Origin of the sequence: Clostridium sp. MCC328 (genome assembly GCF_018785465.1) — a bacterium.
Taxonomy (GTDB): Bacteria; Bacillota; Clostridia; order Lachnospirales; family Lachnospiraceae; genus Pilosibacter; species Pilosibacter fragilis.
Genome location: NZ_WQPW01000013.1, coordinates 17,270 through 31,303, shown reverse-complemented (window position 1 = coordinate 31,303; position 14,034 = coordinate 17,270). Strand labels below are relative to the sequence as shown.

12 protein-coding genes are annotated in these 14,034 nt (G+C 52.9%); all 12 read left to right on the top strand.

Translation table 11 applies throughout. The features are described from left to right. The first annotated feature begins 135 nt into the window (after positions 1-135). The 12 genes from GPK83_RS02225 to GPK83_RS02170 all read left to right on the top strand — a co-directional run bounded on the left by GPK83_RS02225 (position 136) and on the right by GPK83_RS02170 (position 14,019). Positions 136-1,809 carry an ABC transporter substrate-binding protein gene (locus GPK83_RS02225; protein ID WP_215703897.1) on the top strand — a complete coding sequence of 558 codons (1,674 nt, stop codon included), beginning with the start codon at positions 136-138 and terminating at the stop codon, positions 1,807-1,809. Then, positions 1,800-2,795 (top strand): ABC transporter permease, encoded by a 996-nt coding sequence (locus tag GPK83_RS02220; RefSeq protein ID WP_215703896.1) that lies wholly within the window; start codon positions 1,800-1,802, stop codon positions 2,793-2,795. Before GPK83_RS02225 ends, GPK83_RS02220 begins: the two co-directional genes overlap by 10 nt. Next, positions 2,795-3,616: an ABC transporter permease gene (locus tag GPK83_RS02215; RefSeq protein ID WP_215703895.1), complete on the top strand. Its 822-nt coding sequence runs from the start codon at positions 2,795-2,797 to the stop codon at positions 3,614-3,616. The genes GPK83_RS02220 and GPK83_RS02215 overlap by 1 nt, the downstream gene beginning before the upstream one ends. A gap of 13 nt (positions 3,617-3,629) precedes the next feature. After that, positions 3,630-4,469: an ABC transporter ATP-binding protein gene (locus GPK83_RS02210; protein WP_117503756.1), complete on the top strand. Its 840-nt coding sequence runs from the start codon at positions 3,630-3,632 to the stop codon at positions 4,467-4,469. Then, positions 4,466-5,083, top strand: coding sequence for an ATP-binding cassette domain-containing protein (locus tag GPK83_RS02205; RefSeq protein WP_215703894.1), 618 nt, complete (start codon positions 4,466-4,468; stop codon positions 5,081-5,083). Before GPK83_RS02210 ends, GPK83_RS02205 begins: the two co-directional genes overlap by 4 nt. Before the next feature lie 226 nt (positions 5,084-5,309). Then, on the top strand, positions 5,310-6,350 hold the full coding sequence (locus GPK83_RS02200; protein WP_215703893.1) for a type II secretion system F family protein: 1,041 nt from the start codon (positions 5,310-5,312) through the stop codon (positions 6,348-6,350). Continuing rightward, a complete protein-coding gene (locus GPK83_RS02195; RefSeq protein WP_117469950.1) occupies positions 6,334-6,831 on the top strand; it encodes a hypothetical protein in 498 nt (165 codons plus the stop codon). The genes GPK83_RS02200 and GPK83_RS02195 overlap by 17 nt, the downstream gene beginning before the upstream one ends. Then, positions 6,828-7,175, top strand: coding sequence for a type II secretion system protein (locus GPK83_RS02190; protein WP_117503760.1), 348 nt, complete (start codon positions 6,828-6,830; stop codon positions 7,173-7,175). Before GPK83_RS02195 ends, GPK83_RS02190 begins: the two co-directional genes overlap by 4 nt. Positions 7,176-7,177: 2 nt before the next feature. Further along, entirely contained in the window at positions 7,178-7,675 is a 498-nt protein-coding gene (locus GPK83_RS02185; protein WP_215703892.1) for a prepilin-type N-terminal cleavage/methylation domain-containing protein, read from the top strand. After that, positions 7,660-8,889, top strand: a complete 1,230-nt coding sequence (locus GPK83_RS02180; RefSeq protein WP_117483887.1) for a GspE/PulE family protein — start codon at positions 7,660-7,662, stop codon at positions 8,887-8,889. The genes GPK83_RS02185 and GPK83_RS02180 overlap by 16 nt, the downstream gene beginning before the upstream one ends. A 355-nt stretch (positions 8,890-9,244) precedes the next feature. Beyond that, complete coding sequence (locus tag GPK83_RS02175; protein WP_015553952.1) at positions 9,245-10,309, top strand: hypothetical protein; 1,065 nt, start codon at positions 9,245-9,247, stop codon at positions 10,307-10,309. 14 nt (positions 10,310-10,323) lie between these two features. Continuing rightward, on the top strand, positions 10,324-14,019 hold the full coding sequence (locus GPK83_RS02170; RefSeq protein ID WP_015553953.1) for an FOG: Glucan-binding domain (YG repeat): 3,696 nt from the start codon (positions 10,324-10,326) through the stop codon (positions 14,017-14,019). Positions 14,020-14,034 lie beyond the last annotated feature (15 nt).

The window sequence follows — 14,034 nt, the reverse complement described above, 5'->3', positions numbered from 1 at the left end:
CAGTCTATAGAGACAAATAATACAATACCAGGAAGGTTGATGCATACAGAAAGTATGCCTCTTTCTGGTATTTTTAGTTGTGTGAGGCTTTGGATATTTTTAGGTACTAAAAAACATAGAAACGGGGATAAATTCATGAAAAAACAAACAATAAAGACAATAGTGACGGCTTTGACCGCCGCTGCTATGGTATGTTCCCTGACGGGCTGTGCCGGAAATAGTTCGGGAGCAACAGAAACCTTAAACGCGGAAAAGTCGTCTGCGGCGGAGAATACAGAAGCAGCTGCCGGGGTGGAGCAGGATAATGAAAAAGATTCTGTTATCGTTGTAATGGGACCGTCATCTGAGCCTGAGGCTGGATTTGACCCGGCATACGGATGGGGCGCGGGGGAACATGTCCATGAGCCGCTGATCCAGAGCACACTGACGGTCACAAAGGCAGATATGACGATCGGTTATGATCTGGCGACAGATATGAACGTCAGTGATGATGGCATGACATGGACCGTGACGATCAGGGACGATGTAAAATTTACGGACGGGGAACCGCTGACAGCGGAGGATGTGGCATTTACCTACAATACACTGCGGGATACCAGTTCTGTCAATGACTTTACGATGTTAGAAGAGGCAAAAGCCCTCGACAATACCACTGTGGAATTTGATATGACCCGCCCGTATTCCATATGGCCATATACGATGGCAATTACCGGAATCGTCCCGGAACATGCTTATGGACCGGACTATGGTTCCAATCCTATCGGCTCCGGCCGCTACATCATGAAACAGTGGGATAAGGGGCAGCAGGTGATCCTCACGGCAAACCCGGACTACTACGGGGATGAGCCGGAGATGAAGACGGTGACGGTTTTATTTATGGATGAGGACGCCGCCTACGCGGCAGCGCTCTCCGGGCAGGTGGATCTCGCCTACACTTCCGCGGCATATTCCGACCAGACCGTGGATGGATTTTCCCTGTTGGCCTGCAAGACCGTGGACAACCGCGGCTTCAACCTGCCGGCGATCCCGGCGGGGGAGACGGATGAGAACGGAGTGCCGCTGGGAAATGATTTCACCAGCGATATCAATGTGCGCCGGGCCATCAACCTGGCGATCGACCGGGATGAGATGATCGAGCATGTGTTGAACGGATACGGAACAGCGGCCTACAGTGTCTGTGATCAGATGCCGTGGTACAATGAGGCAGCGGAGGTGGATTATGATCCGGATATGGCGGCAGCAATCTTAAAGGAAGCCGGATGGCTTGCCGGAAGTGATGGAATATTGGAGAAAAACGGTGTCCGCGCCGAGTTCAACATGCTCTATCCGACAGGGGATTCCGTCCGCCAGGCACTTGCGGAGGACACCGCAAACCAGTTGAAAGAGATCGGAATCAAGGTGACGACAGAGGGCGTCGGCTGGGATACGGCCTATGACCGGGCACAGTCCACACCGCTTATGTGGGGATGGGGTGCCCACACACCGATGGAACTTTACAATATTTACCACACGGCACCGGGAAAGGAATACGCGGAGTATTCCCCTTATGCAAACGAAAAGGTGAACGGATATATGGACGAGGCCCTGGCGGAGAGCGACCTGGAAAAGTCCTATGAACTCTGGAAAAACGCCCAGTGGGACGGAACATCTGGAATTACCCAGGATGGTGACCTTCCGTGGATCTGGCTTGTAAATATTGATCATTTATACTGGGTGAAGGATGGTCTGCAGGTGGCAGAACAGAAACTTCACCCACATGGACATGGCTGGTCGATCGTAAACAATGTCGACCAGTGGACATGGAAATAAAGAAAACGGGTCTGTGGTTTGGCAGACAGGCAGTGCGGATGTGTCTGATGGTGCTTCTGGTGAGCATTCTGGCGTTTGTGCTCCTGGCAGTCTCACCCATAGATCCGCTTCAGACAAATGTCGGCCAGACGGCTCTGGGCTCTATGAGCCCGGAGCAGATCGCAAAGCTGAAAAGCTACTGGGGAACAGATCTGCCTCCGGTGGAGCGGTATCTGAACTGGCTGAAAGACTTTCTCCACGGAAATATGGGAACATCCCTTTTATATCGCCGTCCGGTGGCAGAGATCATCGGGGAGAAGGTCATGAATTCCATCTGGCTTTTATTCACGGCATGGTTGTTTTCTGGTATTCTTGGCTTTTTCCTCGGCGTTCTCGCAGGAAAAAAGCGCGGTGGGATCATGGACCGGATCGTGACGGGATATTCCCTGTTTGTGGCCAGCACCCCGGCATTCTGGGTGGCAATGGTGCTGCTTATGGTATTTGCGGTGAAGCTTCACTGGTTTCCCATCGGATTCAGTGTGCCCATCGGCATGGATGCCGGGCAGATCTCCATTGCGGACAGGATCCGCCATGCGATTCTCCCGGTGGTGGCTCTCAGCATCACGGGAATTTCCTCCATCGCCCTGCACACGAGGGAAAAGCTCATCGAGGTCATGGAGAGCGACTATGTGCTGTTCGCGAGAGCCAGAGGCGAGTCGGACTGGTCGATCTTACGTCGTCATGGACTTCGGAACATTCTTCTGCCGGCCATGACGCTGCAGTTCGCGTCGGTGAGTGAGATCATCGGCGGCTCCGTCCTTATAGAACAGGTATTTTCCTATCCGGGATTGGGCCAGGCGGCTGTGACGGCAGGACTTGGAAGCGATGTGCCGCTTCTTCTGGGAATCACGGTGGTTACAGCGGTGATCGTCGCGGCGGGAAACCTTGCGGCGAATGTTCTCTACGGCGTGATCGACCCGCGGATCAGAGAGGGGGCGAAGCGCTGATGAAGAAAAATCGCAGAATACAGAGCTTCGCGCTTCTGATCCTGGCGGCTGTGCTGTTAGCGGTCATTGCGGTGCTCGGAAGTTTCTGGCAGGAAGCTGCCATCAGGACGGATTTTACGAGAAAAAATCTGGCACCGTGTATACAATATCCTTTTGGAGCGGACTGGATGGGACGTGACATGTTCGTGCGGACAGTTGCGGGACTTTCTTTGAGTATCCGGATCGGACTTCTGACGGCGGCAGTCAGCGCGGTGATGGCCTTTATATTGGGACTCAGCGCGGCGGTCTTCGGAAAGTTCGTGGACAGTGCGGTGCGGCTGCTTATCGATATCGTCATGGGAATTCCCCATATGCTGCTTCTGATCCTGATCTCCTTTGCCTGCGGGCGTGGATTCTGGGGTGTTGTCTGCGGAATCGCGTTTACCCACTGGGCATCCCTGGCGCGGCTGATCCGCGGGGAGGTCTTGCAGCTGAAGCAGAGTCAGTATGTGAAGATCGCGGAAAAGCTTGGAAAAGGGAAATTTTACATCGCGTTTTCCCATATGGCACCGAATCTTGTTCCGCAGTTTATCACGGGCCTGGTGCTCATGTTTCCCCATGCGATCCTGCATGAAGCCAGCATCACGTTCCTGGGCTTCGGTCTGTCTTCCGAGAGTCCGGCCGTCGGAGTTATCCTTTCGGAAAGCATGAAATATCTGGCTATGGGAAAATGGTGGCTGGCGCTGTTCCCGGGACTTTTCCTCGTTGGGACCGTGCTTCTGTTTCATTATATCGGACAGGAACTCTGCAGACTTTTGGATCCGGGCAGTGTTCATGAGTAAGGAGGCGGGGAAGATGAATGATACGATTTTGGAAGTTAAGGACCTCTCCGTCACCTTCACCCAGTATGAACGGGGATTTTCCAGGCGGACGATCCACGCGGTGGAGAAGATGGACCTGGAAATAAAAAGTGGTGAGATCGTCGCGGTGGTGGGATCCAGCGGTTCGGGAAAAAGTCTGCTGGCCCATGCGATCATGGGAATTCTTCCATACAACAGTGAAATGGACGGAGAGATACGGTTTCTTGGGGAGCCGCTTACGGAAAAAAAGGTCAAAAGCCTCCGGGGACATGAGATCGTTCTGGTGCCCCAGAGCGTTTCTTACCTGGATCCGCTTATGAAGATTGGGGATCAGATCCAGAACGGGAAAAAGGATGTTTCTGTGAAGGAAAAATGCCTGGCGGTGCTGAAGCGCTATGGCTTAGCCCCGGATATCCGGGGAAAATACCCATTTCAGCTCTCCGGCGGCATGACGCGGCGTGTCCTGATCTCCACGGCGGTGATGGAGAAGCCAAAGCTCGTCATCGCGGATGAGCCGACACCGGGACTTCACCTGGAGGCGGCAACCCGCGTCATGGGACATTTCCGGGAGATGGCGGACGATGGGGCAGGCGTGCTGCTGATCACCCACGACCTGGAGCTGGCGCTCCTGACAGCTGACCGGGTCATCGTGCTCTACGGCGGCAGAGTCGTCGAGGAGACAGATGCGGCGGCATTTCAGGATGAGAGGAATCTCAAACATCCGTACACGAAGGCGCTGTTTCGGTCCATGCCGAAGAACTGGAAGAAGGATGGGGAACAGCTCTGCGATATGGGGGAGATCTTAGAGGACATGCGAAAGGAATACGGCAGATGAGGCTGGAAGCGAGAGATATTTCTTTTAAATATGGAAAAGGGACGAGACAGATCCTGGATCATGTGAACCTTACGGTGGAACCCGGAGAGAGTGTGGGGATCATGGCGCCCAGCGGATACGGGAAGACGACGCTCTGCAAGATTCTGGCGGGGTACGAGAGGCCGGATTCGGGGGAGGTTCTTGTGGACGGGATGCCGGTTCTTGAGCTTCGTGGCTACTGCCCGGTGCAGATGGTATGGCAGCATCCGGAACTCTCGGTGAATCCGAAGAGACGGTTGAGTACGGTTCTGGAGGAAGGCGACTGGACCTTTGAGAATCCCAGCGAGCGGGCACGGATCGAGGCGGGACTTGGGATCCGGGACGATTGGAAAGACCGGTTCCCAGTGGAGGTCTCCGGCGGCGAGCTTCAGAGATTCTGTATTGCGAGAGCGTTGGGGCGACGGACGGAGCTTCTGATCGCGGACGAGATGACGACGATGCTGGACCTTATTACACAGGGACAGATCTGGGATTTTGTCTTGAAGGAACTGAAGCGCCGGGAGATGGGGATGATTGCGGTGAGCCATTCGCCGGAGTTTCTGGAGAAGGTGTGTGACCGGGTGGTGCGGCTATGAGTCGTACAATACAGTGGTGGTAGTGGATTTGCCGATTTGGAATGCGAAGCAACGGCGAAGATATTGAAAGTAGACCGTCTGCGGACAATACATTGACAAGTTTTGTAAGATTCCGTAAAATAACATCATAAAAATATTGATTTTACACGGTGCAGTGGATAACTGCACCGTTTTGTTTTACCGCAGGCGACTACGCCCAGCACGGAAATAGGGGGGAAAGCTTTGTATGAAAAAGCGTAAAAAGCTTGGAGCAGAAAGGCTGTCGGAGTTTTTCAGGCAGTTTTCTGTCCTGGTGGAGTCGGGATTATCAATTCCGGAAACATTGGAGATCATGCAGCAGGATGATACCGACCGGGAGTTCTGCCTGGCGTGTCGAAAACTGGGAGCGTTCATGACCGAGGGGAAGACCGTCGGGGATGCCATGGAAGAAACCGGGCGGTTTCCGGAACCGGCGATCCAGATGATCCGGGCAGCGGAGATGAGCGGCCAGCTTGTCAGGACGACGGCACGGCTGGCGGTCCATTATGAGAAAGAACACAGGACAGAGGGAAAAATCCGCAGCGCGGTTTTGTATCCGAAGATCCTGGTTCTGATGATGATCTTTCTAATGCTGTTCGTATTTCTGGAGATCCTGCCGACGTTAGAGCCGATCCTGGTGGATGTGACGCTGCCGCTTCTTACAAGAATCCTCATGGGGATCAGCCATTTTCTGTATGCGTACCGCTATTTCCTGCCAGTGGCGGCTGTTATGATCCTGGCAGGATGGAAGATCCTGACGGAAAGAGTATGGTTTCGTTACAGCTATGACCGGGTAATCTGCAAATTTCCGGTGGTCGGACGGCAGATAAGGATCATCTGTACGGCAAGATTCTGTGAGAACATGTCCAGCCTTTATTCCAGTGGACTTCCGATCACATCCTGCCTGAAATATACGGAAGGAACGATCGGAAACATGTATCTGGACCGGGAGATCAGGACGATCATGGCGCGTGTGAGCAGCGGAATACTTTTGAGCGAGGCAATCCGGGAGAGTGGTGGATTTGAAAAGAAACTGGCGGCGGTGATCGTTACAGGAGAAGAGGCGGGTCACCTGGATAAAATGCTGGAGCGGATCGCGGGAAGCTATGAACATGAGTCGGATCTGGCGCTGAATAAGCTGGTGAACCTGCTGGAACCGGTAATGATCCTGCTGATCGGGATCTTTACCGGAATCCTGATCCTTGGAATCATGGAGCCGATGTGGAACATGTATGGAAGTATTCGATAAGGAGGGAGTGGCGGTGAGAAAGAACCGGAGCGAAGGATTTGTGATGGCGGAGGTTCTGGTGACCGTGCTGTTTGTCACGGTATTTACCTCACTTCTCTTTTCGTCTGGGGCAAGGCGCTATCGTTCAGCATTGAACTTTGCTGCTGGAACGGAAGCGAGGCTGGCAGCCGAGGCGGTGGTGCAGATCCTTGTGGAGAATATGTGTCAGGAGGAGCCGACAGGAATCCTTGAAAAATTACAGGGACCGGAGGGACTTCCGGAGACGGAGGCGGCAGTGTGGGCAGAGACTGGAAATGGGGAGAAAAAGAGGATCGAGACAGTCATCTCCTCCTATTGGAAAGAAGACGGTTCAGGACTTGTGCTGCAGGCGGTCTGTACTGTAAATGACCGGAAGGAAGGTGCGTCGAGACTGATCCCCATGGCACCTGTTTTCGTGAGTACGCCGTCTTCGGCGGAACGGAGCGGGGAGGAAAAGCCATGAAAAAGAGATGGAAACGGAATGAGAATGGCTCAACACTGGTGGAGCTGATGACGGCGTTTCTGATCCTTCTTCTGGTAGCCGAGGCGATGCTTCTCAGTGTCTCCGGCTATTCAAAGACCGTGAAACGGTATCGGGAGATTTATGAGGCAGGAAACAGACTGGAACGCCATATGGGAGATGCGGAATACGGGGAGCCGGCAGAGATCCATCTGGCGGTTGATGGAGAAGAATTTCTGGAATCGGGATATTTCGCGGAAGAAACGTCGGATACCGGAACCGTCCAGGTCTCGGGATTCTGGGTGTCCATGACTTCGGAAGAAGAGACAGGTGAAAGGAAAGATTAAAGATGGAGAAGGGTCATAGACGGGGGTTTACACTGGTTGAGGTTATGATCGTCATGCTGCTTTTCAGTATGCTGCTCCTTATGATCTTTCCGATGCGGCGGATGGCGGTGTGGGTACTGGATCACGCAAGGACACAGGAGCAGGCAGAAATGCTTGGGGACGCGGCATGGAGATATGTGGCGGACCGGCTGGAGACAGGTGCTGTGGAAGTGGAAGAACTGGACGGACTGTCCATGGACGCGTTTCATATCGATACGCTGAAACCGGAAATTGAGGTGGAAGAGAGCCGGTCTGGCCGCGTCCTTGTCACGGTACGGGTGATGGATGGAAAAAAGGACCTGTATGAGAGGAATGGCAGTGTGCAGACCGGAGATGGTGCTGGATACAATTCCCGGCAGCCGCGGATCCGAAGTACAGACAGCAACTCACGAACCGTCTGCGTCAGCGAGAGGGGAATGAGTTATGATAGAAAGAGGAAAATGGGATGTTGGGCATATTAGGCGGAGAAGGAAAACAGGAAAATAAGAATGAGGTCCAGGAGATGGAGAACTATGGGGCAGAGGCCGGATCTGCGGTGAAGCTCCTTGAGGAACTTTTAAATCTGGGATACCGGAAAAATGCCAGTGACATTCATCTGGAACCGCAGGAAGACCGGATGGTTGTCCGGATGAGGCTGGACGGCATGCTGCTCCATGTGCGGGAATATGACAAGGAAATGCATCAGCCGTTGGTGACGAGGGCGAAGGTCCTCAGCGGAATGGACATTGCGAAAAAGAGAGTGCCGCAGGACGGGCATTTTAAGGAGATGATCGACGGGATCTGCCTGGATGTGAGGACCAGCGTGGTCCCGACGATCTTTGGCGAGAAGATGGTGCTGAGACTCCTGAATATGAAAACGGAGATCGATCATGGCAAAACCTTTGGAATGCGTGAGAAAAATTATGAGAAGATGAAGAGGATCCTCAGAAGTCCGGGCGGGATCCTGTATCTTACAGGACCGACAGGATGCGGAAAGACTACCACATTATATATGATCCTGGAATATCTCGCGAAACAGCCGGTGAATATCGTGACCATCGAGGATCCTGTGGAGCGATATCTTCCGGGGATCAGCCAGATGCAGGTGAATGAACAGGCGGGGATTACTTTTGAAGCAGGACTCCGTGCCGTTTTGAGACAGGATCCTGATATTATCATGGTCGGCGAGACGAGGGATCCGGAGACAGCGAAAATCAGTGTCCGCGCGGCAATCACCGGTCATCTGGTGCTCTCGACTCTGCACACGAAAAGCGCGGCGGGCGGAATCACGAGAATGGCAGATATGGGTGTCGAGCCGTATCTCACGGCGGACAGTTTATGCGGCATGGCGGCACAGAGACTGGTGAGAAAGGTATGTCCGCACTGTGCGGAGACGGTGGAACTTACGAATGAGGAGCAGAAGTTGTTTGGAAGAAAGATCCGGAGCGCAAGGCGCGGACGCGGATGTGAATTCTGTCGGAATACAGGATACAAAGGAAGAACTGCGGTTCATGAGATATTTGTGATGGACCGGGAACTGAAGAAGATGACTGCGGAAAACCGGCCGGAGTGGGAGATCGAGGATTATGTGGTGAAGACACAGGGGATGCGGACCATGCGGGAAGAGCTGGCGGATCTTGTGTGCGCCGGAGTGATTTCGATGGAGGAATTTTTGCGGACGGTGGAGACGTGGTAAGACAGGTGAAAGGCAGGACGTGCGCGGCATGTCCTGTCTTTTTTGACATCGAAAAATGCTTATAAATAATGCTTTTATTGGCATCGGTGAAAAAATGGTATGGTAAAAGTGACGAAAATGCAAAAATATTTTCGTGAAACTGGCTAAATAATGGGGCTTTGGTTTTACGGATCCGATATGGATTCCGGGTATGGCCTGTGATATAGTTATGGACAAACGGAGGAACGAACCAGTTGGGGAGTTCCAGTCAAATCATAATAGATCTTTTGGAAGTCTTAAAAATCTTTGGAGGCAGATATTATCTGCTTTATCGAAAAGCCGCCGGCGGCTTTAGCCGGAATATCCAGGAGGAAAAATGAATCGAAAGAAAGTGGCGAAGTGGCTTGCTGCGGCCGGTTCTCTTGCTGTACTCACAAGCTGCCGGGGAGAACTCGTTCCCTACGCGGCGGAGAGAACGGCAGAATTTCTGACAGCAGAACCTGTGATCCTGAGGGATCGGGAAGCGGGCAGGCGGTTTCTGATGGAGACGGTATCTGCCGCAGAACGGGAAGGGCGGCAGGAAATTGTGGTAACGGGAAAAGACAGCTCGTTCGATACGCTGGTGATCGCGCAGATGTTTCCCGGAGTGGTAAATATTTCAAAGCTGGATCTGGGGACCAGGAATGTGAACGGTGAGACGGTTACGGACTGCCGGATCGGCTTTGAATGGCGGGGGCGGGCGCCGGATTCCGGGGAAAATACCGTTCCAGGAACGGGAGACAAGTTCGGGGAGGAGGAAGACCGGGCTGCATGGAGGACCGGGGATGTGGTCTCGCGGGAGATTGCGGGAAAAGTATGCCGGTTTCGATGTATCGATGATGATTACCAGGACGGCAGAGGCAGTTATGGGAAACGTGCGCTGTTTCTGGCGGAAAATGTGATTCGGTCCGATGTGGACAGTACTTATGAGGAGCGGATCTTACTTCCGTTTGGAGAAAACAATAACTATAAGAAATCCCGGGTGAGAGAATGGCTGGGGGAACAGGCAGAGACTGCGGTTCCAGATGCATCTTTTGTATACACGGGAGCTTTGACGGCATTTACAGGGAAAACAGGGGATGGTGATTTTGCTGACAGCCGTCTGGATGGTCTTGAGAGCCATTTGCTGCCATACCAGGACTGCAGGGACAGATTCTTTCTGCTGTCTTTGGAGGAAGCATACCGGTATCGGGATGAGATCTGGAATCCGGAAGGAAAGGGAAGTTCTTACAGCAGGGGGTTCTGGCTTCGGACACCGGCTTATGAGGTGGATGAAAGAGGCAGTTTTGTATATGGAAACAGGGAGTATGTTGTAGATCTTGAAAATGGATGCTTCAGACAGGCGGATGTGTCAGATGTTGGGATCGGGATCTGCCCGGCATTCTGTCTGCCGCAGGCATAGAGGGGAGAAAAGAAATGAAGAAGAGCAGAAAAAACAGAGGCAGAAAGAGCCAGATGATGTTAGCAGGGTTAGGACTCTGCATGGCGCTTGGAACACCGGTAAGAGGAATGGCAGTTTTGAGAAGTGTGGAAACAGCGGCGGAGAGAACGGCGACGGCATCGGATGCCGTGGAAAATATTGCTGTGCTCGCTGCGGATGAGGAGATCTGGGGCGCTGATGTGGGCGATATGAGCTTTTTAAGTGGAAGAACTGGGGATGGAACAAAGGAAAAGCCGTACCAGATCACAACGAAGGAGCACCTCATTGGGCTCGCTGTCCTTGCGTCCATGGGAATGGAGGTTGGAAGTGGAGAGGGCACTTATCCGGGAAATTATAAAGGTGCCTGGTTTGAGTTAGGGAAAAATATTGATCTCGGTGGAATGAACTGGATCCCTATCGGATTCTATCACACTGGGGCGGATATGCGGGCCGGAAGAGTATCGCCGTTTGAGGGGCATTTTAGCGGAAACGGAAAAACTGTGTCCAATTTCCGCATGTACCAGCCGTCCTGGGACTTTGGGGGACTGTTCGGCGCAGTGGAGAACGCGGAGATCACAGAGCTCAAGGTAAAGCCGGGGCATGTGATCACGGTAAAGGAGAATGGGGGAATTCTCGCGGGCCGTGCGAAACATTCAGTGATCCGGAACGTGACAGTAAACGGTACATTGAGGACTACCGGTACAGCCGGTGGAGTTATTGCGGATGTCCTGGAAGACTCTGTGGTGGAAAACTGTATTTCCGACCATGTGGCTATCGATACGGGAAGCGGAAAGGAGAGCTTTGCCGGGGGAATTGCCGGACGGGCGGCAGAGTCTTTGATCGCGGATTGTGAGGTGAACACAGGGGACAGTCTGAGTGCCAGGATCCAGGGCGGCGGCTATGTGGGCGGAATCGTGGGATTCCAGAATTCCGCGGATATTTTCAATACGCATGTGATGGGAACCATCGGCGGAAGCGGCTCTCAGTCCATCGGCGGTATCACGGGAAAATACGCTTCCGGAAAGATGAAGGTGGCACGGTTTGAGGGGACCATCGCATCTTCCGGGCTTGGAAGTGCGGCGCGCGAGGGAACTTTTATTGGAACTCATGATACTGGCTTCCACTTCCGTTATGGGGTTGAGGACGGAGCGGATGTGGCGTACCTGTTCGCGGATACAGAGGAGAAGATTGCAGCCGGTGTCTGCGGCTCAGGTGTCTCGGATGACAATCGGTTCACCTACGATGCCCATATTGGCTTCTGGAACAAAGGAGATAATTTCTACACATTGGTGCAGGGACAGAACACGAAGAAAGAGGACGAACTCTATTTCTATGAGGAACTCGAGAACGGCGTTCTCCATGTAGTGGATACCGAGGCTGCGGCGAGACAGGATCTCTATACTCCGGATCATTTCGCGCCGAATTCCGTGGGACGACCAATGCGGGGATATCTGCTGTCGGTCCTTCAGGTGGATACAGCGGCAAATTCAGGGAATTTCTATGATGTGGCGGTGTTGACGGCGAGAGGTCCGTCTGCCTACAGCAAGGAATTCCACAAAGCATACCGGGGCGCGGTGGCTGCCGGAGATACCGTTACAGTCCTCACGGCTCCAAAGAACACGGAGACAGAAAAGTTCCAGATGGATGGTGTGCCGACCTATACAGATTCCCTGGGACGTAGAAGGAAGATGACCTATCAGACAGGCGGTTCCTACCAGTTTGTGATGCCGGAACATGACACGGAGGTCTCTGCGGTCTATAAGAAAGTGGCAGCAGGTGTGCGGGTAGAGCCCCAGGAATTTGGTTTCCGGGTCACCGAGGAGCGCACCGGGGACCGGATGAACCCGTCGATCACCACGGAAGTGAGGGATACCGCGGGGAAATTGCTGGCGAGATATTTAAACGGAAAGCTGGAGGCGGGAACGAAGGTCCAGGACGTGAAGATCCAGGCTGTGGTCGATAAGAACAACGATGTCGCCGATGAGGCGGTGAGATGGAGTGTGGATGACGATGAGTTGATCATCTTAAAGAAAAATGATGATGAGGATGAGTCCGGATATACGAAAAAGAGCGCATCCATCGAGTTGAACCTGAATGCAGGATTCTTTAAGGATATTGTGGAGAAAGCGGAGACAGAACAGGCGAAGAAACAGTACCGGTACCCCATTGAGGATACGGTCTACGGAAACGGTACCCAGGGCGGACTTGCGGTTCTGACAGCAAAGACGAGACCGGCATCCAGCTTTGAGGAGAAGTCTGTGACCGCAAACTGCAGGATCCCGGTGACATTCCAGATCAAGGACCGGACGAAGATCGCAGCGGAAGGCGCGACTCTCGACAAAGCGGCATTGAATTTTATGGTGACAAGAACATTGACCGGTGACAGGAAAAAGCCGCAGGAAACGATCACGGTATCCGCGCCGCAGATCCTGTCAGGATCCTTTACACCGGACTATTTCGATAAAAAAGATATCAGCTGGACCGTCGGCGATAATGCCATTATCCAGGTGGACGCCGGTTTTGTGGAAGAGGGAATCGCGGACGGAGATTACCGGAACGCAAAGGTGATGGCGAAAAAGGATACGAGATGGATCCTGGATCTCATAGAGGCGGATGAAGCGGCTCATAAGGAACATATCTATGAGAAACGTACTGGGTGTGGAACAAGAAGCACGGAGGTAGTGATGGCGGCAAAGGATGCCCTTGGAAATATCCAGTCGGCAGTCTGCAGCGTGAAAGTGGATTTTGTGACAGATGACAGGACTGTGGTGATGCCGGAGGAGATCAAGGTGGATCAGGGAGAGCTGGTGTTTGACCTGATACTCACGAAAACGGGATCGAGATATAACCCGGCGGTCATATGGCAGGGCGCGGATGCACAGAAGATTACGGCAAAGCTGATACCGCAGGAAGCGTTAAAAGGAAATGGGGACGGTAGCTTCGAATTTAACTGGAACGTAAAAAATGGTGCTGTAAAGGTAGAAAACGGTGCGGTATCAGTAAGTACGGAGGCATTCTGGATCGCGGAGGGGATGAAGAAATATCCGTATACGGCGGAATATGAGGACGAGATCACGGTCAGTGCTGGGGCTTTGGAGAAAAAGATTCCTGTGAAATTAAAGTTTGAGCTTGTGGATAAGACCTGGTCCGGCAGCTCAGGAGGACGTTCTTCCGGCGGCGGAAGAACGGGAAGTGTGCTGAAAAAGGCACAGAACACAGGGGAACAGCCAAAGGGCAGTGTCACCGGTGAGTGGAGAAAGCAGGAGGATGGAAGCTGGAAATTTGTTTCCGGCGGAAGAACGTATGCCAATGAGTGGGCCTGGATCTACAACCCATATGCGAAAGAAGGACAGGAAAAGACTTCATGGTTCCATTTTGCGGCTGACGGCAGGATGCAGACAGGGTGGTTTCTCGATGAAAAAGATGGAAGCTGGTATTATCTCCAGAAGACAAATGACGGAAGCCAGGGGAAAATGCAGACTGGTTGGATAAAAGAAGGAGAAGCGTGGTATTACCTGGGACCGACCGGGCGGATGACGAAAGGCTGGAACTGGATCAATGGAAAATGCTACTATATGGACCAGAAAAACGGACATATGCTGGCGGACTGTGTGACGCCGGACGGCTACACTGTGGATGAGACAGGCGCATGGTGTGTCAGAGGTGCGGTACAGACGATTGGAAAGAAATAATGGCGGGGGATCAGT

Bases quoted from the DNA above. Each gene is read 5' to 3' on its own strand.
- GPK83_RS02195 (WP_117469950.1), top strand. From the start codon at position 6,334: ATGGAAGTATTCGATAAGGAGGGAGTGGCGGTGAGAAAGAACCGGAGC.
- GPK83_RS02180 (WP_117483887.1), top strand. From the start codon at position 7,660: ATGTTGGGCATATTAGGCGGAGAAGGAAAACAGGAAAATAAGAATGAG.
- GPK83_RS02225 (WP_215703897.1), top strand. From the start codon at position 136: ATGAAAAAACAAACAATAAAGACAATAGTGACGGCTTTGACCGCCGCT.
- GPK83_RS02210 (WP_117503756.1), top strand. From the start codon at position 3,630: ATGAATGATACGATTTTGGAAGTTAAGGACCTCTCCGTCACCTTCACC.
- GPK83_RS02185 (WP_215703892.1), top strand. From the start codon at position 7,178: ATGGAGAAGGGTCATAGACGGGGGTTTACACTGGTTGAGGTTATGATC.
- GPK83_RS02175 (WP_015553952.1), top strand. From the start codon at position 9,245: ATGAATCGAAAGAAAGTGGCGAAGTGGCTTGCTGCGGCCGGTTCTCTT.
- GPK83_RS02200 (WP_215703893.1), top strand. From the start codon at position 5,310: ATGAAAAAGCGTAAAAAGCTTGGAGCAGAAAGGCTGTCGGAGTTTTTC.
- GPK83_RS02205 (WP_215703894.1), top strand. From the start codon at position 4,466: ATGAGGCTGGAAGCGAGAGATATTTCTTTTAAATATGGAAAAGGGACG.
- GPK83_RS02215 (WP_215703895.1), top strand. From the start codon at position 2,795: ATGAAGAAAAATCGCAGAATACAGAGCTTCGCGCTTCTGATCCTGGCG.
- GPK83_RS02220 (WP_215703896.1), top strand. From the start codon at position 1,800: ATGGAAATAAAGAAAACGGGTCTGTGGTTTGGCAGACAGGCAGTGCGG.
- GPK83_RS02170 (WP_015553953.1), top strand. From the start codon at position 10,324: ATGAAGAAGAGCAGAAAAAACAGAGGCAGAAAGAGCCAGATGATGTTA.
- GPK83_RS02190 (WP_117503760.1), top strand. From the start codon at position 6,828: ATGAAAAAGAGATGGAAACGGAATGAGAATGGCTCAACACTGGTGGAG.